Raw genomic sequence first — 22,388 nt, forward strand, 5'->3', positions numbered from 1 at the left:
AAGGAACAGGCATGAACACCATGACCCACCCCACTGCACCCGTCGTCACCTGCGGCGCGAACGCCGAAGCCTTCGCCCACCACCCCGGCTACCGGCGCATGTTCGCCGCCGATCACCTGACACTGGGCATCTTTCTGCCACTGCGCTTCTACCAGGGCGACATGGCGGTGCTTCACGCCCAGGCGCAGCATGTGAGCGAGATCGAGCACCTGGGCTTTGCTGCCGTATGGGTGCGCGACGTGCCCTTGTTCGACCCGGCCTTCGGCGATGCCGGCCAGGTGTTCGACCCCTTCGTGTACCTGGGCTACCTGGCCGCCCATACCCGGCACATCGCGCTGGTCACCGGCAGCGCCATCTTCACCTTGCGCCACCCCATCGACCTGGCCAAGTCTGCCGCCAGCCTCGATCGCCTGTCGGGCGGCCGGTTGGTGATGGGCATCGCGTCGGGGGACAGGGCCGTGGAGTTCCCCGCCTACGGCCTGGCCCATGACCAGCGCGGTGAGCGCTTTGCCCACAGCGTGGACTACTTTCGGCAATTGCTGGCGCAGGGCCCTGCGACCCTCCGCTCGCCGCTGGGCCAGATGAGCGGCACGCAGTTGCTGCCACAACCGGTCACCGGGCGCATTCCGCTGATCGTGACGGGGTCGTCGCGTCAATCCCTGCAGTGGCTGGGTGAGCAGGCCGATGGCTGGCTGACCTACCCGGACGCCACCCACACGGCGCAGGGCCCGCTTCGCCTGGCAGAAAAGGTTCGGGCGTGGCGCTCGCAGATCCCCAACGGCGGGTTTCGCCCGCACATGACCAACGAGTGGATCGACCTGGACGAAGACCCCGACTTCCCGCGCACGCCGTTGCAAGGTGGGTATGTGCTCAAGACCGGGCGCAACGGGCTGATCGCGTTGCTTGGCGAATGGAAGGCAGCGGGCGTCAATCATGCGGCGCTGGGCATTCAGATGGCCCGGCGGCCGGTTGACGAGGTCATTCAGGAATTGGCCGAAGAAGTGTTGCCGCTGTTCCCCACCTTGCAAGGGCCAGCGCCGCTGGCCCAGGGGTGGTAGCACTTATCCGGCGCAGGGGTAGCCCGTTTCGACAGCCGAGGCCACCGCCTCGGCAAAGTCCAGGTCCGGGTTGAGCGCGGCCACCAGGTCGGTGGTCAGCGAATTGGGGTGGCGATGGTGATTCAAGCCAGGCTGACAGTACCCGCTTCTCCCGTGCGTGTGTCATATGCGACCAGGGCTTGCCGGGTGGCGTCGGCAGTGCAAACGCGCTCGCCATTCGGGTTCCAGACCGCGGACTGGCCTGCACCGATGAAGTTGTCGGCGGGGCCTACGCAGTTGGCCATGATCACGGTCATGCCATGCTTGCGGGCCATTGCCGGGTAATGGTTGCAGGCCAGGTCCACGCCCTTCTGCGACTTGGCCACGCTGGCCAGGTACACCTGGGCACCTGCCGCGGCGGCCTGGTCTGCATGGGCGGGTTGCAAGGATTCGTAGCAGATCGCGGGCACCAGAACATGCCCGCCCTGGCGGAACACCTGCTGCTGGGTACCAGGCGTGAAGAATGGCAGTTCGTCGGCGTGCAGAAGCTGCTTGGAATACACCGCACGTGGCAGCCCTGGCTGGAAGGCGATCATGCTGATCTGGGTGCCCTCCCTCCCCTGGGTTGGCGCACCCACGGCGATGAGCAGGGTGTAGCGATCGCTCAAGGCCTGGAACGCATCGAGGCGGCTGTCGGTGGGCGCCATCGCCAGGCCACCGGCCAGTTCGGGTTCGTAGCCGGTCAGCGAAAGTTCGGGGAAGACCACCACATCGGCTCCCTGGCTTGCGGCGGCGTGGATAGCGTCGATGTGTTGGGCGAGGTTCTTTTCGACATCCCCCGGGGTGGCCGAGATTTGCGCAGCGATCAGCTTCATTCGAGTCTCATGTCCCTTTGTCGACGCGGGCCTATGCTGCACCAACATCGTTACCTTGGAAAGTGTGCGGTGTCGCATCGCAGGTTCTGCTGGCGCTGCGCGCCAGATCGCGGGGCAAGGCCCGCTCCTACAGGCTGGGCACCTGCAACCCGACCTTCACCCGGTCCAGCGCCACAATGGTCTTGAACCAGGTGACATTGGCGTTCTCGGCAAACAACCGCCGCGCCAACGCCTGGTACTCCTGCATGCTGGCCACGGTCAGCACCAGCACGAAATCCACCTCGCCAGTGACGTAGTAGCACTGCTGCACTTCAGGCACCGCAAAGTGCGCCTTCATGGCCTCCAGCGCATCGAGGCTGGTGCGCTCGGCCATCACCTCCACGATGATGGTGATCGGCCGACCCACCGCAGTAGGGTCGACGACGGCGACATTGGCGGTGATGACGCCCCGCTCCTCCATGCGCTTGATGCGCCGCTGCACCGCCGCCGTGGACAGGTTGACCTGCTCGGCCACCAACCGCAGCGGCACGGTGTTGTCGCGCTGCACCAGGTCAAGAATGGCGCGGTCGAACTTGTCCAGCGGCTCAGCCGCTACATCGTGAATGGCCATGGAAACCCTGCGAGAAATTTTCTCGAAAACTACCAGAAATCCGCGCCCCTTTATCTGACAGCGAGAAATATTATCGAGCCCCAGCCTGCAGCCGCAGCCCTGGTCGGGACTTACACAGGATATTGCTCGCATGCTCGCACTGTTTCATCTGTCGCCCGTGCTGCTGGTCACGGCCATGCTGGTGGTACTGCGCCGCCCACCCGTGCACGCCGCCATCGCCGGTACGCTGCTGGTAATGGTGCTGTGGCTGGTCGGTGCTGCCGATACGTGGCGCCTGGGCAGCCTGGTGGCGGCCGCCCAGGACACTGCCGTGCTGTTTGCCAGCACCGCGTTCGTGATCGTACCGGGGCTGGCCTTCGTGATCTTCATCGAGCGCCTGGGCGTGAACCTGGCATTCAGCCAGTGGGTACGCTCGCTCGGGCTCGGGCGCGGCGACCAGGTGGTGTTCATCGTGCTCGGGCTGGCCCCGTTGCTCGAAGCCATGACCGGCTTTGGCGTGTCGTTGATCGCCACCGTGCCGCTGCTGCTCAGCCTGTTCGACCGCCGGGTGGCGCTGCGTATCGCGTTGGCCGGCATGGCGATCATGCCGTGGGGCACGCTGGGCCTGGCATCGGTGATCGGCGCTTCCCTGGCCCATCTGGACGCTGCGGCGCTGGCAGCCACTTCGGCACTGACCAGCGCACCGGTGTTTCTCGCGCTCGGGGCGATGGCGCTGTACCTGGCCGAGGTTCGCACCTTGCGCGAATGGACGGTGCTGGGCGCTGGCTGGCTGGTATTCGTGGGGGTGCTCTACAGCAGCAGCCGCTGGTTGGGGCCGGAGGTAGCCGGCGTGGCGGCGGGCCTGGTGAGCGCAGCCGCCGTACTGGCCAACGGGCTGCGGCGCCTGCGCAACCACGGCGGCATACGCGGGGCGCGACAATGGCCGCGCCAGGCGTGGCCTTACCTGGTGCTGATCACCAGCATCGTCGCACTCAAGGCGCTGTGGGCCATCACCGGCTGGCAGAACCTGTGGGTCGTCCAGGGCGCGCAGGTCACCTGGAAGCCGCTCGCCTCTCCGGGCGTGGCACTGATCCTGGTGCTGGTGGGCCTGGGGTTTCACCCGCGAAGCGCACCGTATCTGCCGGGGCCGGGCACCCGCATCGGCACCGCACTGCTGGCCCGGGCGAAGCGGCCCCTGCTGACGATCTTCTTTTTTCTCGCCATGTCGCAGTTGATGGTCAAGGCCGGCTTTCTGACGGGCCTGATGCAGCTGCTGACCGGCCTGGCACCGTCCACCGCCTCGTTGCTGGTCGCCCTGCTGGGCGGGTTGTCCGGCTACATGACCGGCTCGAACGTGGGCGGCAATGCGATCTTCATGCCCGCCATCGCCATGCTGCCCGAACACGGCCGCCTGTTGCTCGCGGCGGTGCAGAACAGCGCGGCGGGGCATGCGGCGCTGGGCTCGCTGTCGATCGTGATGCTGATCCTGGGCCTGGCCAGAACCAGCGCCAGTGAAGAAGGCGAACTGGTGCGCTTCGGCTTTGCGCTGGTGTGCCTCAACACCGCACTGGTCGCGCTGGCTGCGGTGTTGCTGAGCGTCTGGCTGGGCTAGTCAGGCAACCACCATCACCACCAGCACCACCCCCAGCAGGGCCAGGTAGCACTTCACATGCAGCGCGTCGGGCATGCGCCCGATCCACGGCGCGGCCAGGCGAATGCCGCACCACGAGCCCAGCACCAGCACGGCCAGGGCACGCACGTCGATGTAGCCGGCAAACCAGGGCCCCAGCACTTCGGTGCGCCACGCAAGCACGGCGTAGGCGGCAGTACCGGCAATCGCCATCGGCAGCGACAGCGGGTTGGCCGACGCCGTCGCCACGGCCATGCTCGCCCCACGCCTGCGCATCAGCGGCACGCTCATCACGCTGCCGCCGACTCCCAGAAAAGCCGCCACGGCGCCCATGCCGACACCGATCACGGCGCTGGCTCGACGGCCCAGCGGGCGCATGCCATCGCTTGTGCTCACGGTAAACCCCGGGCGCAACACGGCATCAAGAATGGTCAGGCCAAGGTAGCCGATGAACAGCCAGCGTATCCACGCCCCTTGCACCTGCGTGGCGGCCCATGCGCCCAGCACTGCACCCAGCGCAACGTAACCCAGCAACGGCCGCACCACCGGCCACTGCAAGGTGCGCGCACGGGCATGGCGCAAGGTCGAAAGGCCTGCGCCGAAGATCATCGCCGCCGTGGAGGTGGCCACGGCGATATGCATCGCGGCCTCGCCGATGGCCGACCCCGGCGCATGGCTCACACTGATAAGGGTGAACAGCAGCGGCACCGCCACAAAGCCGCCACCAAAGCCGAACAGCACAGTCGTCACACCAGCTACCACACCGAACGCACACAGCAGAAACCAGAACATGCATCGCTTCCAACACAAGGGGGGAGCCACACGTTAACGGCCAGACATGTGGCCAGCCCTCGCGAATTGGCCAATAATCCTCGCGTTCCGGCCAAGGTGCTTCACATGCTCAATATTCCGCTCGCCAGCGTCGACGCCGTCGCCCGCCCGGTGCTCGCCATCGGTACCGACTACCCGCCCGACACACTGCTGCCCACCCATGTGCATCGGCGCGCACAGTTTCTGTATGGCATGAGTGGCCTGATGGAGGTCCAAACCCAGGACGGCAGCTGGGTGATTCCGCCCGGTAGCGGGGTGTGGATACCCGCCGGCAAGCCGCACCAGGTGCTGATGCGCGGGGTGAGCACCCGCAGCCTGTACATAGAGCCGGCGCAGCCGGTGCGTGATACCTCGCAGTGCCAGGCCCTGGTGGTCTCGCCCCTGCTCCACCACCTGTTGCTGGCCACGGCGCACGTACCCGCACTGTATGAAACACACGGTCGCGACGGGCATCTGATTCAGTTGGTACTGCACGAGCTGCGCAGCGCGCCGAGCCTGGCGCTGTTCGCACCCTTGCCAAACGACCCGCGGCTGGCCGAACTATGTCGCAACTTCCTGCGCCAACCCCGCATCGACACCAGCGCCGAGTCCTGGGCAAGTGCCCTGCATTGCAGTGCAAGAACCTTCAGCCGCCTGTTCCGCCAACAAACCGGGCTTTCATTCGGCACCTGGCGCCAGCAGGCCTGCCTGATGGCTGCCGTCACCCGCCTGGCGGCCGGCGCCTCGGTCACACGGGTCGCGCTGGAGCTGGGCTACGACAGCCCCAGCGCCTTTTCCAGCATGTTCCACCGCCAATTGGGCGCCCCGCCCAGTGTTTACCTGGCCACGCTCGACCAGTGCGGCCCAGGGCACGCGGTGGTCTAACTCAGGTATTCAGGGCCGGCTTTGGGCCCAGGCGCCAGCCCAGGTTCATGCCGGCCGCCGCCAGCAATATGGCCAGCGCCCCGGCTGCCTGCAGCCCGCTGAGGGGGTGATCGAAGGCCAGCCAGTCGACCAGGATGGCCACCGCCGGGTACAGAAACGACAGGGCGCCGATCAGCGCCGTGGGCAGTTTCTGGATGGCGCCGTACAGCAGGGTCGACATCAGCCCGGTATGCACCGCGCCAATGGTCAGCAGGTAGGCCCAGGCCTGGGGCTGCGCGGTCATGTCCGGCACCTGCGCCCAGGGCCAGAGCATGGCCGCGCCCACCAGCAGCTGCACCAGCACGATCAGGTGCGGCGGCACGCCCTGCAGGCGCTTGGCGATGATCGCCGCAATCGCGTACAGCAAGGCCGACGGCAGCGCGAGCATCACACCTATCAGGTAGTTTTCCCCGGCCGCCCCCGTCTTGGCCGTCACAATCAGCAGCATGCCGACAAACGCCAGGCCCAACCAGCCAGCACCACTGGCCGAAATCCGCTCGCCGAACAGCAGCACGCCCAGCCCCACCAGCATGAAGGGTTGCGTGTGGTAGACCACCGTGGCCACCGCGATGGAGGCCTGGCTGTAGGCGCTGAACAGCAGCAGCCAGTTGCAGGCCAGCGCAACGCCACCCAGCAGCATCCACCCCCACTGCGCGCGGGTCGGGCGCAGCGTGCCAAACACCCCCAACGCCCAGCACGCCAGGGCCATCACGGCGGCGCCGAACAGGCAGCGCCAGAACACCATCGACGAAGGCGACTGGCCCGACTGCACCACGAACCAGCCGACAGTGCCAGAAATGCACATGGCGGTGACCATTTCGAGGGTGCCGCGTGAACGTGCATTCATGGCGCGCGGTGTCCCGTCGAGGCAAAAACAGAAGGCTGTGTCATCGAACAAAATCCATCAAAACGAACAAGTGGGTGCCATAATGTCCGCCGCCCTCTCTCCTAGTCAACCTATAACGAACAAATGACCATTATATCGAACGATGCGCCGATCATGATTCTGGCCCAGGCCATCAGGCGCGAGCGCTTGCAGTCGGGGATGTCCGTCAGCGATCTGGCGCGCCGCGCCGGCGTGGCCAAATCCACGCTGTCGCAGCTGGAGTCCGGCCTTGGCAACCCCAGCATCGAGACCCTGTGGGCGCTGGCCACGGCACTGGGCATTCAGGTCACGCGGTTCTTCGAGCAGCCGGCGCAGACGGTCACGGTGATTCGCGCAGGCGAAGGTGCGGCGCTCAAGGCCGACGACGCCGACTACGCGGCGACCCTGCTCGCCGACTGCCCGCCCGGCATACGCCGGGACCTGTACCGCGTGCACGCCCAGCCCGGGCAGCCGCACCATTCCCAGGCGCACCCGGCGGGCACTTTCGAGCATGTATTCGTGTGCCAGGGGGCCGCCAGCGCAGGCCCGGCCAGTGCACCGGTGCTGTTGCATGCCGGCGACTACCTGCGCTACCCGGCCAACCAGCCCCATGTGTTCGAAGCCTTGGAGCCCGATACCGTTGCTGTCATGCTGATCGAGCACAGCTGAAGCAACTGCCTGCCCCATCCCTCAGGACCCCCACCCCCATGACCAACCACAGAATCGAGCTGTCAAACGGATGGATCGCCGAGTTTGCCAACCAGGGCGAGTTCCGCATGGATGCCGAAGGCTGGAACCTGGTGCTGCACGGGCCGCAGGGGCAATCCATCCAGTACTTCAACGACCAGATCGTGCTGGTGAACGATGACGACGGCACGCAGGCCAAGGCGTGCCTGCAGCTGTCGGAGGACGGCGTCTACGGTTACCTGAGCACCTCGGTGGGCACCGGCTGGGTGATCGACTTTGCCCGCGGCATGCTTGCCCCGCACCGGGTGGATATTCGTCACTACCACGACGGCTACGACGAGAGCATCGCATTGACCGAGCAGCCGGCCTTCCAGCGTGCACGCCAGTACATTCAGGTGAAGGGGCGATTCGTGTACCTCACCTTCCCGTTCATCCGCGAGGCGGAGTTCCCCAAGGTGTGGGAGCAGTACGTGGCGATCCGTCGGCGCCAGCTGGACGAGCTGTACTTTCGCAATTGAACCCTGCCGCGTGCCGGCGCCCTAGGCACCTGCCGCAGCCAGGTTGCCGGGGTCGCCCTCGGCCAACAGCTGCGCCATGCGTTCACGCGCCGCTGCGTTCGGCAACACCCCGGTGGTCATGCCTTCCAGCACGGTTTCGCCCTGCGCGTTGACGATGCTCAACTGCGCCCGCGCATGCCCGCGCTCGTCCTTGTCCACGATCAGCCAGTGGCAGGTGATTGCATCGCCGGCATACACCGGCCGCTTGAACTCGAAGCTCATGCTGGTCGCCAGCCAGCCGATCTGCCCGCCGATCTCGGTCACCAGGCTGGCCGTCAGCAGGCCATGGGAGATGATCGACCTGAACCTGCGCAGTTCGGCCGAGGCGGCATCGTAGTGCACGGGGTTGTAGTCCCGCGAAAGCTGCGCAAAGCAGCGGATGTCCTCATCGGTGAAGCACCGGGTCACGCTCAGTTGCGCCCCCACCTCCAGGCCCTGTACGGCCCGTGCTCTCAAGCTCTTCATGGCACTCCCCCTGTTCGATTGCCGCGTACATTCTGCCTACCTGGGTAGCTGCCCGCCCAGCAGCACCAGCGCGATGATGACCATCGCCGCCCCCGACACCCGGCTGACCCACAGCGCCGCCGCAGGCCGCGCGCCCAGCACGGCCTGCGATCCAAAGCCCACCAGCAGGTAGATCACCCCGCAGCTGAGCGCATGCACCAGCCCCAGCGCCACGATCTGCAGCGGTACCGGCCACGGCGCCGTGGCGTCGGTGAACTGTGGCAGCAATGCCAGAAACAGCAGGAACACCTTGGGGTTCAGGCCGCTCACACACAGGCCCTTCACCGCCCAGCGCTGCCACGCACCGGCTACCTGCACCTGGTCCGCCTGGGGCACAGTCGGGTGCCGCAGCATGCCGATGCCCAACCATAGCAGGTACCCGGCCCCCGCCACTGTCAGCACCGACAGCGCAAACGGATGCCCCGCCACCAGCGTGCCCACCCCGGCGGCGACGATCAGTGTCGCGATCAGATGCCCCGACAACAGCCCGGCCACGGCGGGCAATACCACCCGCCCCTTCAGCCCGGCCGATATCGCATAGGCCCAGTCCGCACCCGGCGTGATGATGAACAACATCGACACCGCCCAGAACGCCACGAAAACACTCAGGGTCATGGCGCTACCCACGCCAGGGGTTGATCCACGGTTGGCTGCATCGTGCTGCTCCACAAGCAAATTGATGCAGGGAACAATAATGAAATCTTGCTAGAATTTTCTTTCGAAGATAATCGCGACATAGGCCAATAGGGGAAGATCCTTCCAGATGGACCGCATCGACCGGAACATTCTTGCCGAACTGCAAAAAGACGGGCGCCTTTCGATCACCGAACTGGCCGAGCGGGTGGGGTTGAGCCTCTCCCCCTGCCACCGGCGGGTGCGTGCCCTGGAAGAATCGGGGGTGCTGCTGGGCTATCGGGCGAAACTGGACCCCATTGCCCTGGGCCTGACCTTTTCCGCCATGGTCTTCGTCACCCTTCGCGAGGGCGATCGCACGGCGGTCGAGGCGTTCGAGAACGCGCTGGTGGCGTTGCCACAGGTGGTGGATGCGCAGCGCCTGTTCGGCGAGCCGGACTACCTGCTGCACGTGATCACCCAGGACCTGCCGGCCTTCCAGCGGCTCTATGATGAAAGCCTGTCGTCTCTGCCCAACGTGCAGCGGCTCACCTCCACCCTGGTGATGAAGCGCGTGGTGCAGGACCGGCCCTTGCCGTTGTAACCTCGCCGCCCGCCTTCACCCCCACTCAGGAGCACCACTATCCACCGCGCACCCAACGAACCCTGGCAAGGCGACCTGTGGCTGGCCACCGACTACTGCCTGGTGGCCGGGCAGGTCGGGCAAACCCAGGCCCACGCCCACTATGCCCACCAGGTGCTGATCGCCTGCGCTGCCCCGGTGCAGGCGTCGATCCAGGGCCAGGTCGAGTGCGGGCCGCTGCTGCTCATTGCCTCCGGCCAGCCGCATGCGATTCTCAGCGAGCAACCGGCGATCACGCTGTTTGCCGAGCCATTGGCTTTCGAACTGCCGGTGCTGCGCCAGCTCTGCGAAGACGCCGGCGCAGACCTGGAAGGCCTGAACCAACGCTTGCGCGCCCTGCCCCGGCGCCCTTTGCATCCGCGCCTGGCCACCGCCTTGCAACGGGTACGTGCACTGGATGAAAACACCCTGCCCGCCGCGCAGCTGGCCAGTGAGGCGGCGCTGTCGCTCAGCCAGCTGGAGCGCCTGTTCGGCGGTCAACTGGGGCTGTCGGTGCGCCGCCTGGTGTTGTGGCAACGCCTGCGCGTGGCCTTGCAGCTGGCACTGGGCGGTAGCAGCCTGACCGAGGCAGCCACCTGCGCAGGCTTTGCCGACTCGGCCCACCTGTCACGCAGCGTGCGCCAGCAGTTCGGCATCCGTGCCGACCGTACCCTGCGCCACCTGCGCCTAAGGCTGCTGGACTAGCGCACGGCTCAGGGCATCGGGCAGTACGGCAGGTGGATGCTCGGGCTGGTCGCGGCGAAAGGGTTGGCGCAATTGCGCGCCGTAGCCCACCGGGTAGTCCGGAAAGTCGCCGATACCCAGGTCGTCGTCCGCCAGGTGATAGTGCGGCAGGTGCAAGGCGGTACCCAGCAGGCGGTCCCAAACGCTGAAGAACAGCGCGAAGTTCACATCCCCCGTGGTGCCGTACTTGAGGTGATGCAGCCGGTGCACCGGCGCCCAGGCAAACACATGGCGCAGCCAGCCGATGCGCATGTCGACGTTGCTGTGCTGCAACAGCAGCTGGATGGATATGCTGAACGCCAGCAAGGCCGCCACATCCAGCGGCAACCCGCACAGCAGCAAGGGCAAGGTGCCGCCCAGCGCTTCGAGCATCTGGTGCAGCGGGTGCTTCATCAGCCCGTTGAAGCCGTACATTCGGGTCACGCTGTGATGCACGGCGTGCAGGCGCCACAGCAACGGCAGGCGGTGGCTGGCGTAATGCACCAGGGTGATGCCCAGGTCTGCCACCGGCAACGCCAGCAACAGCTGCAGCGCCAGCGGCCAGTCGCTCGGCCACAGGCCGGTATCGGGCAGCACCAGGGCAATCAGGGGGATGGCGGCAATGCCGGCCGCGTTGAGCGCCTCGTTCACCCCCGCGTGAATCACGTCCCGGGTGCCATCGCCCTGGCTTACATTCCAACGCTCGCGATAGGGCCACAGCCGCTCGCACAGCAGCGACACGCCAATCGCCAGCAACAGCAGAACCGGCAACCAGCCAAGGCTTGCGCCCTCGTCCAGCAGCCACACGGCCGAGCCGACGAATCCAAGGAAAAATACAGGGGCGTACAGGGTTCGCATCGTGAAACTCCAGGCAGGTCAGAGCCTGGAGTTTCGTGTAGCCGCAGCCTGCTCCGCTTGAACAAACGGCGCATCTTCAGCCTGGGGGGAAAGGCCGGTCAGCCCTGGCAGAAGCGAATGCGATTGCCGAACGGGTCGTACACCTCAAGCACCTTGCCCCAGCCCTGCTCGACGATGTCCGGGCGGCCATAGCCGTAGCGCTTGGCAAGCAGCTCGTCGCGCAATTGCTCGATGTTGTGCATGGGGATGAACACCGTCGAGCCAGGGCTCGCGTCGCCGTGGTGCTCGGACAGGTGCAGTTGCAGCCCATTGCGTACGATGCCCAGGTACAGCGGTAGGTCGGCTTCGAAGCGATGCTCGAACTCCACGCTGAAGCCCAGGAAGTCGAGGTAGAACTCGCGCGCCTTGGCTTCGTCGAACATGCGCAGGATGGGGATAGCCTTGTCGAAGCTCACTTCGCTTGCAGGGGTGTCGGGGGCAAGCAGGGCCGAGGCGGTGTTCCAGTCCTTGTAGCCCAGCTGCTGCGCCACCAGCTCCAGTGCGCCGGAGTGGGTCAGCGGCGGGTTCTGCGCCTGCAGGGCGGTACGCAGACGCTTGGCCATCTGTTTGGCCTGTTCGATCGAGATCATCATGTGCTCCTGGTGACGAGGCAGTGTGGGGCTCGCGTTGCCAGGCCTCGACGTTCAAGAGAATGATCGCGTCAGGGGTAACTGCAATGCTTTCACCTTTCCCAACGGGAGCGAGCGGCGGGCAGCATCGGCCCGCGCCGATCATACACAGCCAGGGTGGCATATGGAAAGGCGGCCCTCAGCGCGTTGACGAATCCCCGCGCCCGATGCGCTTGCCGCCCTGCTGCCCCACCTCCTGCGCCTGGCCGTCGCGCTGCTTGCCCTGGCGCGCCTGGCCCACCAGCCGCGCGATCAGCGGGCCTTCGGGCAGATGACGCCAGAAGCGCCCCGGCATGTGCTGGCGCATGGCGTCGGGGTTGACCCGTGCCGGGTTGAAGGTGTGCCGGTAGTAGGTGCGCCACAGCTCGGCGCCAGGGTCGTCGGCGTGGCAGGCCCACTGGCGCCATTGCTCGGGACAGTGCCGTCGGTAGTCCAGGGTGCTGCCATCGAAGCGGATGCCATCGCGTGGCGTGGCGATCAGCCAGCGCTGGCGGCCCAGCCGGTCGGCAAAGTGGCCGCTGGCGCTTTGCAGAATGTCGTGGGCCGGTTCATGGAAGGCCACCAGGTCCAGTTGCAGTTGCTCGGCCAGTGCCGCCGGCAATGGCACGAAGCGCACGAAGGCATGCAGGTGATGGGCCTCGCGGCTGACCTGCTTGATGCGCCGCTGCAGCTCGCTGCCCAGCCGGTCGCCCGCCAGCATGGCGGTGCGGTCGCCATGGGCCACGCGCCACAGCACTTCATACAGCAGGTTCCAGCGCTGCTCGCCACGGTAGCGGGCGGCCTGCTCAAGTTGATCCAGCAAGGCGGCCGGCACCCGTGTGCGAAACGGCCCGGGGCCCTGCGGCAACACCGCCGGCACCGCCAGCAGATCGTGCACCGGGCCGTGGGCCCACACCACCTCGGTGGGGTCGATGCCGTGGCCCAGCAGCACGCGGGCCTGGTCGCGCCAGGTGTCGAAGTGCTCGTCGCAGTCCAGTGCGATCATCCCCACAACCCCATCTGCACCGGTGCCTGCGGCTCGCGCAGGCGTTCGCGCAGCAGGCCGCTGCGGGTTTCCGACTGGGGCGGGCGATAGTCGCTGGTGACGATGAACGGGCGCGCCTTGTCCAGCACGCAGCGCAGCTGGATCAGGTCGTCATAGCGAATGCGCCGTTCACGGCGCAGCGCCACCAGGCGTTGCACGCTGCGCAGCCCGATGCCGGGAATGCGCGCCAGCAGCGCCGGCTCGGCGCGGTTCACATCCAGCGGGAACACCTCGCGGTTGGCCAGGGCCCAGGCCAGCTTGGGGTCGATGTCCAGCGCCAGGTTGCCCGCGCCGCCCAGCAGTTCGCCGGCCTTGTAGCCAAAGCCGCGCATGAGAAAGTCCGCCTGGTACAGGCGGTGCTCGCGCAGCAGCGGCGGCGCGGCCAGGGGTACGCTGGTGGGGCTGTCGGGGATCGGGCTGAACGCCGAGTAGTACACACGCCGGAGGCCATAGCCCTGGTACAGCGATTCGGCATTGCCCAGGATGGTGTGGTCGTCGGTGGCATCGGCGCCCACGATCATCTGGGTGCTCTGCCCGGCAGGGGTGAAGCGCGGTGCGTTGACTTCACCGGCCACCGCCTGCTGGCCGTGGTGGATGGTGCCCATGGCCTGGCGAATGGTACGCACCTGCTTCTCCGGCGCCAGGCGCTGCAGGCTGGCTTCGGTGGGCAGCTCGATGTTCACGCTGAGGCGGTCGGCCAGCCGCCCGGCCTGCTCGATCAGCAGCGGGTCGGCGTCGGGGATGGTCTTGAGGTGGATGTAGCCGCGAAAGTTGTGCTCTTCGCGCAGCAGCTGCGCCACGCGAATCAACTGTTCCATGGTGTAGTCGGCGGAGCGGATGATGCCCGAGCTGAGGAACAGCCCGCTGATGCAGTTGCGCCGGTAGAAATCCAGGGTCAGGCGCACCACCTCCTCAGGCGTGAAGCGTGCCCGCGGCACGTTGCTGGAGCGGCGGTTGACGCAGTACTGGCAGTCGTACAGGCAGAAGTTGGTCAGCAGCACCTTGAGCAGCGACACGCAGCGCCCGTCGGGGGTGTAGCTGTGGCAGATGCCCATGCCATCGGTGGCGCCCAGGCCGTCGCGACCGCGCGAGCTGCGCTTGGGGGCGCCGCTGCTGGCGCACGAGGCGTCGTACTTGGCGGCATCGGCCAGGATGCCGAGCTTGGCGATGAGCTGCATGGGGTCCACCTCGATACTGATTATCCATACAGTATTCGCAGATCGCCACGCATGCAAGCGTAGCCTGTCGACCGGGCCGCTGCGGCCTTCATGAAAAAATCTTCATGAACGCTGCGCCCCGCTAACCGGGGAACCTCGGCGCACCCTCGCCCGCCTGCGGACAACCGGCCTTGAGGCACCGCAGCAGCTTGCGTAGGATCGCCGTTCATTCACGCCATCGCGCCCGTTCACTGCCTGCTCCCAGGCCGGTGGTGTATCCGTTTTCCGCAAGAGCCTGCACATGCCCCAGCCTATCCCCCTCAAGGACCACGAGAAAGAAACGCACCTGGTCAACCGCAGGCTGATCGCGTGTGCGCTGCTGGTACTGGTGCTGGTGGCGGTGCTGGTGGGGCGGCTGTACGTGCTGCAGGTGGTGCAGCACGACTACCATGCCGCCGTGTCGCAGAACAACCGCGTGCACGTGCTGCCCATCGCCCCCGAGCGCGGGCTGATCTACGACCGCAACGGCGAGGTGCTGGCCGACAACAAGCCCAGCTTCAACCTCACCATGACCCGCGAGCGTGCTGGCGACACGCCCAGGGTGCTCGACAGCCTGGTGCAGATCCTGGGCCTGGGCGAGGAGGACCGCCAGGGCTTCGAGAAGGACCTGCGCCGTGGCCGCAAGCCGTTCGAGCCGGTGACGCTGATGTTCGGCCTGAGCGAAGAGCAGATCGCCCTGATCGCGGTCAACCAGTTCCGTCTGCCGGGGCTGGACGTGGAGCCGCAGTTCATTCGTGAATACCCCATGGGCGCGCACTTTGCCCACTCGGTGGGCTACGTGGGGCGCATCAACGAGAAAGAAGCCAAGACCCTCGATGCCACCGAGTACCGTGGCACCCAGTCCATCGGCAAGACCGGCATCGAGCACTTCTACGAGGCCCAGCTGCACGGCCAGGTGGGCTACGAAGAGGTCGAGACCAACGCCCAGGGCCGCATCATGCGCGTGCTGCGCCACCACGATCCGGTGCCCGGCAAGAACATCACCCTGAGCCTGGACGCGCACCTGCAGCTGGCCGCCGAAAAGGCCCTGGGCGATCGCCGTGGTTCGGTGGTGGCGCTGGACCCGGCCACCGGCGAGGTGCTGGCGATGGTCAGCAACCCCAGCTTCGACCCCAACCTGTTCGTCAAGGGCATCAGCTTCAGGCAGTACGCCGAGCTGCGCGATTCCATCGACCGGCCACTGTTCAACCGCGTGCTGCGCGGCCTGTACGCCCCGGGCTCGACGATCAAGCCCGAGGTGGCCATCGCCGGCCTCGACAGCGGCGTGATCACCCCGGCCAGCCGGGTATTCGACCCCGGCTACTACGAGCTGCCCAACTACGACCACAAGTACCGCAACTGGAACCGCAGCGGCGACGGCTGGGTGGACATGTACAGCGCCATCATGCGTTCCAACGACACCTACTTCTACGACCTGGCGCACAAGCTGGGGGTCGAGCGCCTGCACGACTACATGAGCGAATTCGGCCTGGGCCAGAAGGTCTCGCTGGACATGTTCGAAGAGTCACCCGGCCTGATGCCCTCACCCGCCTGGAAGCGCGCCAACCGGCGCCAGGCCTGGTACCCCGGCGAAACCCTGATCCTGGGCATCGGCCAGGGCTACATGCAGGTCACCCCGCTGCAACTGGCGCAGGCCACCAGCCTGCTGGCCAGCAAGGGCGTGTGGCACCGCCCGCACCTGGCCATGAGCATCGGCGACGAGCCGCCGGTAGACCCCAACCCCATGCCCGACATCGTGCTGCATGACCGCCACGCCTGGGACCAGGTCAACCAGGGCATGCAGATGGTCATGCACGCCCCGCGCGGCATCGCCCGCGCCGCCGCTGCCGGGGCGCAGTACCGCATCGCCGGCAAGAGCGGCACCGCGCAGGTGGTGGCGATCAAGCAGGGGGAACGCTACAACCGCGACAAGACCCTGGAGCGCCACCGCGACAACGCGTTGTTCGTGGGCTTTGCCCCCGCCGACCACCCGAGCATCGCCATCGCGGTGATGATCGAGAACGGCGAGGCCGGTGGGCGCGTGGCCGGGCCGGTGGTCCGGGAAATCATGGACGCCTACCTGCTGGACGAACAAGGCCACCTCAAGCCCCAGTACGCCGGCAACGCAGCACCCGCCGCGGTGCCCCATACCTGAAAGCGCAGCACCCTGATCGTGCCGACAGCATCTGATTGCATTTGCAATCAGATTGCAGTATCCCTTGCGCTTCTGCCAAGGACCGATCATGGAGCTGCCCCGTGGATTCACTGCCTGCCATCCCCCCTGCCCGACTGGCCGCCCACGCCTGCATTCGCAGCATCGAGGCCGGCCTGCCGTCGACCGGCGCAGCGTCGCACTCGCCACTGTTGCAGATTTTGCAGACCGTGCACCGCATCGAGCACGACCCGGCCGTGGCGGGCAACCTGTGGGTGATCAATGATCGCGCCGACAGCGCGAGCGAGGTGGTCAGCCCCTGGGGCATCTGGTTTCGCCAGCAGGCGCCCAGCCGCGAACGCCCGCTGATCTACCTCACCCAGTCGCCGAGCTCGGCCCGCGTGTCGATGCTGGCCGAGCAGATCGGCCACCGCGGCATCGTGTTCAACGACCTGGAATCGGCCGCCTCGCGCTGGCCCAAGGGCGCGCACCCGTGGCTGCCGTTGTGGCTGTCGGCCAACGCCCAGTGCCGCCCGTACGACCCCGCCAGCGCTGCCGAGGCCCAGGCCATCCTGCTGGCGGCGCTGGACGAGCTGTACGTACAGGGGCGCCACGGCTTCTACTACATGACCCTGCACGACCAGCCGCCGGCAGCCGATGAACCGGCACACGACGATTGCAGCGATGCATTTCTGGGCATGTACCCGTTGCAGCCCACCAGCGCTGCCCGCCCCCAGGTACGCCTGCTGGGCGCCGGCGCCATGCTCCGGGAGGTGCGTTCCGCCGCGGTGCTGCTCGACACGCACTGGGGCATCGCCAGCCAGTTGTGGAGTTGCCCCAGCTACACGCGCCTGGCCCGTGACAGCGACGATGCCGCGCGCTGGAACCGCCTGCACCCCGAGGCCGCGCCACGCAAGAGCTACCTGCAGTACTGCCTGATGTCGGCCAGCACGCCGGTGATCGCCGTGACCGGCTATGCCCAGCACATCGCCGACCAGCTTGCCCCGCATGTCACGGCGCCCTTCACCGCACTGGGCGCCGACAGCCTGGCGCCGGGCAACTGCCTGGATCGGCGCTGGATAGCCTTCAGCGCGTTGCAGGCACTGGCCGGCCAGGGCCTGTTCGACACCCAGGCGCTACCCGCCGCACAGGCCCGGCTGGGCCTAGGCGAATGACGCCCGGGCCTTGAAGCTCGACTGTTCCAGCGCCTGGGCGAACAGCGCCTGTTGCTCGGGCGTGAACTGGCTCAGAAACAGCTCGTCCACTGCCTGCTTGTACACCGCCCACATGCGCTTGCGCAGCGCCTTGCCGCTGTCGGTGATGCACGCCAGGGCGCCGCGCCCGTCGCCCGCGACCTTCTTGCGCACCACATGCCCTTCGGCCTCCAGGCGGTCGACCAGGCGGGTCAGGTTGTAACGCTCGATGGCCATCACATCGGCCAGCTCGTGCATGCGCCGGCAGCCATCGGGGCCGCTCTCGATGCCCCACAGCGCGTCATACCAGGCGTACACGGGCAGGCCCTGGTCGGCCAGGCGGCGTTCGATTTCGCGAATCAGGTTGCGGTGGGCGCGAATGAAGCTGAACCAGAGGTCAGCGGTGGGTGCAGCCATGAGGGTTCCTCGGGTCAAAGTTATTGCATTTGCAATCATACGGGACGCATGCCTAGAATCAATTGCAAATGCAACTACTACCCGGCAGGCCTGCCGGCACTGCCCGCCACAACCCCGCAGGAGGATTACCGATGCAACAGCAGCCCCCTCTGTTGAACGACCCAGATCCCGAGCAGACCCAGGAATGGCTTGAGTCCCTGGCCACCGTTGTCGAGGTGGAGGGGCGCTCGCGTGCGCACTTCCTGATCGACCAGATGCTGGACCTGGACGTGTCGCTGCACGGCGACTTTCGTGGCCGCGTCAACACCCCCTACGTCAACACCATCGGCCCCGAGCGCGAACTGCCCTACCCCGGCGACCTGGCCACCGAGCAGCGCCTGAATGCCTATATCCGCTGGAACGCACTGGCCATGGTGCTGCGCGCCGGCAAGCATTCGGGGGTGGGCGGGCATATCGCCACCTACGCCTCGGCGGCGGTGCTGTATGACGTGGGCTTCGACCATTTCTTTCGCGGGCGCACCGCGCAGTTTGCCGGCGACATGGTGTACATCCAGGGCCACTCGGCGCCGGGTATCTATGGCCGGGCCTACCTCGAAGGGCGCCTGAGCGAGGCGCAGCTGGACAACTTTCGCCGCGAGACCGACCGCGATGGCGTGTCGTCCTACCCGCACCCGCGGCTGATGCCCGAGTTCTGGCAGTTTCCCACCGTGTCCATGGGCCTGGGGCCGATCACCGCGGCCTACCAGGCGCGCTTCATGCGCTACCTCGAAGACCGCGACCTCACCCCACGCCAGGGCCGCAAGGTGTGGGCGTTTCTCGGTGACGGCGAAATGGATCAGCCCGAGTCGCTGGCGGCCATCTCGCTGGCCGGGCGCGAAAAACTCGACAACCTGATCTTCGTGGTCAACTGCAACCTGCAGCGCCTGGACGGCCCGGTACGTGGCAACGCCAAGGTGATCCAGGAATTCGAGAGCCTGTACCGTGCTGCCGGCTGGAACGTGATCAAGGTGGTGTGGGGCAGCGGCTGGGATGCGCTGCTGGCCAGGGACAGCAGCGGCATCCTGCGCCAGCGCATGATGGAGTGCGTGGACGGCGAGTATCAGACCTACAAGTCGCAGAACGGCGCCTACGTGCGCGAGCACTTCTTCGGCAAGTACCCGGAACTGCTGGCGATGGTCAGCGACCTGAGCGATGACGACATCTGGAAGCTGGCTCGCGGCGGGCACGACCCGGTCAAGGTGTACAACGCCTACGCGGCGGCCGTGCGTCACACGGGGCGGCCAACGGTGATCCTGGCCAAGACCGTCAAGGGCTTCGGCATGGGCGAAGCCGGCGAAGGCCAGAACATCAACCACCAGTTGAAGAAGATGGGCGACGAGGCGGTCAAGGCCTTCCGCGACCGCTTCGGCCTGGACCTGAGTGATGAGCGCCTCGGCGAGATCCCCTACCTCAAGCCCGCCCCCGACAGCGCCGATGCGCGCTACCTGCAGGTGGCCCGTGATCGCCTGGGCGGGCATGTGCCGGCGCGCCAGGCCAGGGTCGAGCCGTTGCAGGTGCCGGCCCTGGAGGCCTTCGACAGCCAGCTCAAGGGCACCGGTGACCGTGCCATCTCCACCACCATGGCGTTCGTGCGCATTCTCGGCACCCTGCTCAAGGACCCGCAGGTCGGCCGCCTCGTCGTACCGATCGTGCCCGACGAATCACGCACCTTCGGCATGGAGGGGCTGTTCCGCCAGATCGGCATCCACTCCCATGTGGGCCAGCTGTACACGCCGCAGGATGCCGGCACGCTCAGCTACTACAAGGAGAGCACCGACGGCCAGATCATGCAGGAAGGGCTCAACGAGTCCGGCGCCACCTCGTCGTGGATTGCCGCCAGCACCGCCTACGCCAACCATGGCGTGATGACCCTGCCGTTCTACATCTTCTATTCGATGTTCGGCTTCCAGCGAGTGGGCGACCTGCTGTGGGCGGCGGGCGATGCGCGCGCACGGGGGTTTCTGCTGGGCGCCACCAGCGGGCGTACCACGTTGATGGGCGAAGGCTTGCAGCATGACGACGGGCACAGCCACGTGATGTCGGCCACCGTGCCCTGCTGCGTCTCCTACGACCCCACCTATGCCTACGAGCTGGCGGTAATCAACCAGGACGGCATGCGCCGCATGTATGCCGAGCAGGAGGACGTGTACTACTACATCACCGTGCTCAACGAGAACTACGCCCACCCCGCCATGCCCGAAGGCGCAGAGCAAGGCATTCTCAAGGGGCTGTACCGCCTGCCGGTGGAAAAACCGCCGCAGGGCGAGCGGCATGTGCAGTTGATGGGCAGCGGCTCGATACTGAACGAGGTGCTGGCGGCGGCGGATATTCTGCAGCGTGATTTCGGCGTCAGCAGCGAGGTGTGGAGCGCCACCAGCCTGACCGAGGTGCGGCGCGAGGCGCAGGCGGTGGAGCGGTGGAACCTGCTGCACCCGCTGCAGGCGCCGAAGACGCCATACATCGAAACGCTGCTGCAGGGGCATGCGGGGCCGGTGGTGGTGGCCACGGACTACATGAAGATCCATGCCGACCAGATCCGGCCGTGGGTGACCGGGAGGCGTTTCGTGGCGTTGGGCACCGACGGCTTCGGCCAGTCGGACACCCGCGAGGCGCTGCGCCGGCATTTCGAGGTGGACCGCCAGTTCATCGTGCTGGCGGCGCTGAATGCGCTGGCGGCGGACGGGGTGATCGAGCGTGAGGTGGTGGCCGGCGCGATCGAAGCGCTGGGCATCGACCCTGGCAAGGTTGATCCGGCTTCAGTCTGATAGATCGCGGCATACCCATCGCGGGTCAAGCCCGCTCCCACAAAGGCCATGAAGATCCCTGTGGGAGCGGGCTTGACCCGCGATGGGCTCACCTTGCCTGCGGCGCCTTACTGCCCCGCCCCCAGCTCATCCTGGGTCAGTATCGCCTTGGCCAGGTCTTCGTCACTGGCCTGCAACCCAGGGTTCTGCTGACGGATACGCTGCAGCATCGACTCCAGGTACACACCGCGAATTTCGCCGCCGCTGGCGATGAACGTCGAAGCATCATCGCGCGCCGGAATCACCAGCTTGTCGTCCTTGAAGGTCGAGTACAACGAGGCGGAAACCCCGGCGGAGGTGGCGACATCGCGACCATCCACACGGGCCAGGGCCGTGCCCAAAGGCAGGCAGAGCACAAGGGAAGAAACCAGCAGTAAACGGCGCATGACGATGCCTCCGTGATGGGGGGGGAACCTACATTCATTAGGATAGGCCCCCCAGGCCAAGAGTTCCCGCCAATATCCCTACCCGCCCACCGAAGCCCGCCATGCTGGCTATATTGAAACCCTGGTCCCCATTCCCGAGCGTGACGAGAGGTGAACATGTACACCATTGGCTATGCAGCGCAGCACCGCGAAGCACCGCTGGCACCCTTCAAGTTCGAACGCCGCGCCCTGCGCCCCAACGACGTGGCGATGCAGATCCTGTACTGCGGCGTATGCCACTCCGACCTGCACCAGGCCCGCGACGACTGGGGTTTCAGCCGCTACCCGATCGTGCCAGGCCACGAGATCGTCGGGCGCGTGACCGAGGTGGGCAGCCAGGTCACCCGCTACAAGGTCGGTGACGCCGTGGCGGTGGGCTGCATGGTCGACTCCTGCCAGCAGTGCGACCAGTGCCGCAAGGGCGAGGAACAGCTGTGCCGCGAGAACAACACGCAAACCTACAACAGCCTGGACCGCATCACCCGCGAACCCACCTACGGCGGCTATTCCAAGCACCTTGTAGTGCGCGAGGAGTTCGTGCTGCGCGTGCCCGACGGCCTGGACCTGGCCAAGGCCGCGCCGCTGCTGTGCGCCGGCATCACCACCTACTCGCCGCTGCGCACCTGGAATGCCGGGCCCGGCAGCCGCGTCGCGGTCATCGGCCTGGGCGGGCTGGGGCACATGGCCGTGAAGCTGGCGGCGGGCCTGGGTGCCGACGTCACGGTGCTCAGCCGCACCCCCGACAAACTCGATGATGCGCGGGCGCTGGGCGCCGACAAGCTGCTGGTGTCGTCCGACGCCAAGGCCATGGCCGCCGCGCGCTCCAGCTTCGACCTGATCATCGACACGGTGCCGGTGCGCCATGACGTGTCGCCCTACATGTCGCTGCTGGACGTGGACGGCACCCTGGTGATCGTCGGCCAGGTGGGGCCGATCGACGAACAACTGACCGTGCCGTTCATCCTCGGCCGGCGGCGCCTGGCCGGCTCGCCGATTGGCGGGATTGCGCAAACCCAGGAGATGCTCGACTTCTGCGCGAAGAAGAACATTCTGCCGGAGTGTGAAATGATCCGCATGGACCAGATCAACGAGGCGTTCGAACGCATGCAGCGCTCCGATGTGCGCTACCGCTTCGTGATCGACATGGCCTCGCTCGACGACACCACCGGCGCCTGAC

24 protein-coding genes are annotated in these 22,388 nt (G+C 66.6%); 11 read left to right on the top strand and 13 right to left on the bottom strand.

The window, feature by feature from the left end; all coding sequences use genetic code 11:
* The first annotated feature begins 11 nt into the window (after positions 1–11).
* Positions 12–1,058, top strand: coding sequence for an LLM class oxidoreductase (locus MF6396_RS08975; protein WP_078480118.1), 1,047 nt, complete (start codon positions 12–14; stop codon positions 1,056–1,058).
* Positions 1,059–1,061: 3 nt separating this feature from the next.
* Here the strand turns inward: MF6396_RS08975 and MF6396_RS29205 are convergent, their stop codons facing one another.
* The 3 genes from MF6396_RS29205 to MF6396_RS08985 form a co-directional block, all read right to left on the bottom strand.
* A complete protein-coding gene (locus MF6396_RS29205) occupies positions 1,062–1,184 on the bottom strand; it encodes a hypothetical protein (protein ID WP_274521380.1) in 123 nt (40 codons plus the stop codon).
* Positions 1,181–1,912 carry a carbon-nitrogen hydrolase family protein gene (locus MF6396_RS08980; protein ID WP_054915329.1) on the bottom strand — a complete coding sequence of 244 codons (732 nt, stop codon included), beginning with the start codon at positions 1,910–1,912 and terminating at the stop codon, positions 1,181–1,183. Before MF6396_RS08980 ends, MF6396_RS29205 begins: the two co-directional genes overlap by 4 nt.
* Before the next feature lie 127 nt (positions 1,913–2,039).
* Complete coding sequence (locus tag MF6396_RS08985) at positions 2,040–2,522, bottom strand: Lrp/AsnC family transcriptional regulator (protein WP_043860522.1); 483 nt, start codon at positions 2,520–2,522, stop codon at positions 2,040–2,042.
* 130 nt (positions 2,523–2,652) lie between these two features.
* Between MF6396_RS08985 and MF6396_RS08990 the strand changes: the two genes are divergently transcribed.
* Complete coding sequence (locus MF6396_RS08990; protein WP_078480119.1) at positions 2,653–4,113, top strand: transporter; 1,461 nt, start codon at positions 2,653–2,655, stop codon at positions 4,111–4,113.
* Here the strand turns inward: MF6396_RS08990 and MF6396_RS08995 are convergent, their stop codons facing one another.
* The gene (locus MF6396_RS08995; protein ID WP_058540707.1) at positions 4,114–4,923 is read right to left on the bottom strand and encodes a sulfite exporter TauE/SafE family protein; all 810 of its coding nucleotides are present in this window, start codon (positions 4,921–4,923) and stop codon (positions 4,114–4,116) included.
* Between the two features lie 105 nt (positions 4,924–5,028).
* On the opposite strand from MF6396_RS08995, the gene MF6396_RS09000 reads away from it, so the two are divergent.
* A complete protein-coding gene (locus tag MF6396_RS09000; RefSeq protein WP_043860525.1) occupies positions 5,029–5,826 on the top strand; it encodes an AraC family transcriptional regulator in 798 nt (265 codons plus the stop codon).
* Position 5,827: 1 nt separating this feature from the next.
* On the opposite strand, the gene MF6396_RS09005 is transcribed toward MF6396_RS09000, so the two are convergent.
* Positions 5,828–6,712, bottom strand: a complete 885-nt coding sequence (locus MF6396_RS09005; RefSeq protein ID WP_078480120.1) for a DMT family transporter — start codon at positions 6,710–6,712, stop codon at positions 5,828–5,830.
* 123 nt (positions 6,713–6,835) lie between these two features.
* Between MF6396_RS09005 and MF6396_RS09010 the strand changes: the two genes are divergently transcribed.
* Positions 6,836–7,399, top strand: a complete 564-nt coding sequence (locus MF6396_RS09010) for a helix-turn-helix domain-containing protein (protein WP_054915334.1) — start codon at positions 6,836–6,838, stop codon at positions 7,397–7,399.
* Positions 7,400–7,437: 38 nt separating this feature from the next.
* The gene (locus MF6396_RS09015) at positions 7,438–7,935 is read left to right on the top strand and encodes a hypothetical protein (protein WP_043860528.1); all 498 of its coding nucleotides are present in this window, start codon (positions 7,438–7,440) and stop codon (positions 7,933–7,935) included.
* Between the two features lie 21 nt (positions 7,936–7,956).
* Here the strand turns inward: MF6396_RS09015 and MF6396_RS09020 are convergent, their stop codons facing one another.
* Positions 7,957–8,439 (bottom strand): MaoC family dehydratase, encoded by a 483-nt coding sequence (locus tag MF6396_RS09020; protein ID WP_054915335.1) that lies wholly within the window; start codon positions 8,437–8,439, stop codon positions 7,957–7,959.
* A gap of 36 nt (positions 8,440–8,475) precedes the next feature.
* On the bottom strand, positions 8,476–9,093 hold the full coding sequence (locus tag MF6396_RS09025) for a LysE family translocator (RefSeq protein WP_043860545.1): 618 nt from the start codon (positions 9,091–9,093) through the stop codon (positions 8,476–8,478).
* Between the two features lie 148 nt (positions 9,094–9,241).
* Between MF6396_RS09025 and MF6396_RS09030 the strand changes: the two genes are divergently transcribed.
* Together MF6396_RS09030 and MF6396_RS09035 are read left to right on the top strand one after the other, a co-directional pair.
* Entirely contained in the window at positions 9,242–9,694 is a 453-nt protein-coding gene (locus MF6396_RS09030) for an Lrp/AsnC family transcriptional regulator (protein ID WP_043860530.1), read from the top strand.
* 102 nt (positions 9,695–9,796) lie between these two features.
* The gene (locus MF6396_RS09035) at positions 9,797–10,417 is read left to right on the top strand and encodes a helix-turn-helix transcriptional regulator (RefSeq protein WP_238596422.1); all 621 of its coding nucleotides are present in this window, start codon (positions 9,797–9,799) and stop codon (positions 10,415–10,417) included.
* Here the strand turns inward: MF6396_RS09035 and MF6396_RS09040 are convergent.
* The 4 genes from MF6396_RS09040 to MF6396_RS09055 all read right to left on the bottom strand — a co-directional run bounded on the left by MF6396_RS09040 (position 10,400) and on the right by MF6396_RS09055 (position 14,163).
* Positions 10,400–11,293, bottom strand: a complete 894-nt coding sequence (locus MF6396_RS09040) for a sterol desaturase family protein (RefSeq protein WP_078480122.1) — start codon at positions 11,291–11,293, stop codon at positions 10,400–10,402. The genes MF6396_RS09035 and MF6396_RS09040 overlap by 18 nt on opposite strands.
* A 98-nt stretch (positions 11,294–11,391) precedes the next feature.
* Complete coding sequence (locus tag MF6396_RS09045) at positions 11,392–11,922, bottom strand: glyoxalase superfamily protein (RefSeq protein WP_078480123.1); 531 nt, start codon at positions 11,920–11,922, stop codon at positions 11,392–11,394.
* 178 nt (positions 11,923–12,100) lie between these two features.
* Positions 12,101–12,946 (bottom strand): TIGR03915 family putative DNA repair protein, encoded by an 846-nt coding sequence (locus MF6396_RS09050; RefSeq protein WP_078480124.1) that lies wholly within the window; start codon positions 12,944–12,946, stop codon positions 12,101–12,103.
* Positions 12,943–14,163, bottom strand: coding sequence for a putative DNA modification/repair radical SAM protein (locus MF6396_RS09055; RefSeq protein WP_078480125.1), 1,221 nt, complete (start codon positions 14,161–14,163; stop codon positions 12,943–12,945). The genes MF6396_RS09050 and MF6396_RS09055 overlap by 4 nt, the downstream gene beginning before the upstream one ends.
* Positions 14,164–14,443: 280 nt before the next feature.
* On the opposite strand from MF6396_RS09055, the gene mrdA reads away from it, so the two are divergent.
* Both mrdA and MF6396_RS09065 read left to right on the top strand, forming a co-directional pair.
* Positions 14,444–16,336 (top strand): penicillin-binding protein 2, encoded by a 1,893-nt coding sequence (mrdA, locus tag MF6396_RS09060; protein WP_043860536.1) that lies wholly within the window; start codon positions 14,444–14,446, stop codon positions 16,334–16,336.
* 101 nt (positions 16,337–16,437) lie between these two features.
* Positions 16,438–17,508, top strand: a complete 1,071-nt coding sequence (locus MF6396_RS09065) for a transketolase-like TK C-terminal-containing protein (protein ID WP_078480126.1) — start codon at positions 16,438–16,440, stop codon at positions 17,506–17,508.
* On the opposite strand, the gene MF6396_RS09070 is transcribed toward MF6396_RS09065, so the two are convergent.
* Complete coding sequence (locus MF6396_RS09070) at positions 17,497–17,943, bottom strand: MarR family winged helix-turn-helix transcriptional regulator (protein ID WP_058540700.1); 447 nt, start codon at positions 17,941–17,943, stop codon at positions 17,497–17,499. The two genes, MF6396_RS09065 and MF6396_RS09070, sit on opposite strands and share 12 nt — an antisense overlap.
* A 131-nt stretch (positions 17,944–18,074) precedes the next feature.
* On the opposite strand from MF6396_RS09070, the gene aceE reads away from it, so the two are divergent.
* Complete coding sequence (gene aceE / locus MF6396_RS09075) at positions 18,075–20,747, top strand: pyruvate dehydrogenase (acetyl-transferring), homodimeric type (protein WP_078480127.1); 2,673 nt, start codon at positions 18,075–18,077, stop codon at positions 20,745–20,747.
* Positions 20,748–20,854: 107 nt separating this feature from the next.
* On the opposite strand, the gene MF6396_RS09080 is transcribed toward aceE, so the two are convergent.
* Positions 20,855–21,172 carry a DUF2388 domain-containing protein gene (locus MF6396_RS09080; protein WP_043860539.1) on the bottom strand — a complete coding sequence of 106 codons (318 nt, stop codon included), beginning with the start codon at positions 21,170–21,172 and terminating at the stop codon, positions 20,855–20,857.
* 156 nt (positions 21,173–21,328) lie between these two features.
* On the opposite strand from MF6396_RS09080, the gene MF6396_RS09085 reads away from it, so the two are divergent.
* Positions 21,329–22,387: an NAD(P)-dependent alcohol dehydrogenase gene (locus MF6396_RS09085; protein WP_058540721.1), complete on the top strand. Its 1,059-nt coding sequence runs from the start codon at positions 21,329–21,331 to the stop codon at positions 22,385–22,387.
* The last annotated feature ends 1 nt before the right edge of the window (position 22,388 follow it).

The sequence above is a fragment of the Pseudomonas sp. MF6396 genome, from assembly GCF_002018915.1.
Taxonomy (GTDB): domain Bacteria; phylum Pseudomonadota; class Gammaproteobacteria; order Pseudomonadales; family Pseudomonadaceae; genus Aquipseudomonas; species Aquipseudomonas palmensis.

Bases quoted from the DNA above. Each gene is read 5' to 3' on its own strand.
- MF6396_RS09070 (WP_058540700.1), bottom strand. From the start codon at position 17,943: ATGGCTGCACCCACCGCTGACCTCTGGTTCAGCTTCATTCGCGCCCAC.
- MF6396_RS09025 (WP_043860545.1), bottom strand. From the start codon at position 9,093: ATGACCCTGAGTGTTTTCGTGGCGTTCTGGGCGGTGTCGATGTTGTTC.
- MF6396_RS09010 (WP_054915334.1), top strand. From the start codon at position 6,836: ATGACCATTATATCGAACGATGCGCCGATCATGATTCTGGCCCAGGCC.
- MF6396_RS09040 (WP_078480122.1), bottom strand. From the start codon at position 11,293: ATGCGAACCCTGTACGCCCCTGTATTTTTCCTTGGATTCGTCGGCTCG.
- MF6396_RS08990 (WP_078480119.1), top strand. From the start codon at position 2,653: ATGCTCGCACTGTTTCATCTGTCGCCCGTGCTGCTGGTCACGGCCATG.
- MF6396_RS09000 (WP_043860525.1), top strand. From the start codon at position 5,029: ATGCTCAATATTCCGCTCGCCAGCGTCGACGCCGTCGCCCGCCCGGTG.
- MF6396_RS08980 (WP_054915329.1), bottom strand. From the start codon at position 1,912: ATGAAGCTGATCGCTGCGCAAATCTCGGCCACCCCGGGGGATGTCGAA.
- MF6396_RS09005 (WP_078480120.1), bottom strand. From the start codon at position 6,712: ATGAATGCACGTTCACGCGGCACCCTCGAAATGGTCACCGCCATGTGC.
- MF6396_RS09085 (WP_058540721.1), top strand. From the start codon at position 21,329: ATGTACACCATTGGCTATGCAGCGCAGCACCGCGAAGCACCGCTGGCA.
- MF6396_RS09050 (WP_078480124.1), bottom strand. From the start codon at position 12,946: ATGATCGCACTGGACTGCGACGAGCACTTCGACACCTGGCGCGACCAG.
- MF6396_RS08975 (WP_078480118.1), top strand. From the start codon at position 12: ATGAACACCATGACCCACCCCACTGCACCCGTCGTCACCTGCGGCGCG.
- MF6396_RS09080 (WP_043860539.1), bottom strand. From the start codon at position 21,172: ATGCGCCGTTTACTGCTGGTTTCTTCCCTTGTGCTCTGCCTGCCTTTG.
- MF6396_RS09015 (WP_043860528.1), top strand. From the start codon at position 7,438: ATGACCAACCACAGAATCGAGCTGTCAAACGGATGGATCGCCGAGTTT.
- MF6396_RS09020 (WP_054915335.1), bottom strand. From the start codon at position 8,439: ATGAAGAGCTTGAGAGCACGGGCCGTACAGGGCCTGGAGGTGGGGGCG.
- MF6396_RS09055 (WP_078480125.1), bottom strand. From the start codon at position 14,163: ATGCAGCTCATCGCCAAGCTCGGCATCCTGGCCGATGCCGCCAAGTAC.
- MF6396_RS09030 (WP_043860530.1), top strand. From the start codon at position 9,242: ATGGACCGCATCGACCGGAACATTCTTGCCGAACTGCAAAAAGACGGG.
- aceE (WP_078480127.1), top strand. From the start codon at position 18,075: ATGCAACAGCAGCCCCCTCTGTTGAACGACCCAGATCCCGAGCAGACC.
- MF6396_RS09045 (WP_078480123.1), bottom strand. From the start codon at position 11,922: ATGATCTCGATCGAACAGGCCAAACAGATGGCCAAGCGTCTGCGTACC.
- MF6396_RS08995 (WP_058540707.1), bottom strand. From the start codon at position 4,923: ATGTTCTGGTTTCTGCTGTGTGCGTTCGGTGTGGTAGCTGGTGTGACG.
- MF6396_RS08985 (WP_043860522.1), bottom strand. From the start codon at position 2,522: ATGGCCATTCACGATGTAGCGGCTGAGCCGCTGGACAAGTTCGACCGC.
- mrdA (WP_043860536.1), top strand. From the start codon at position 14,444: ATGCCCCAGCCTATCCCCCTCAAGGACCACGAGAAAGAAACGCACCTG.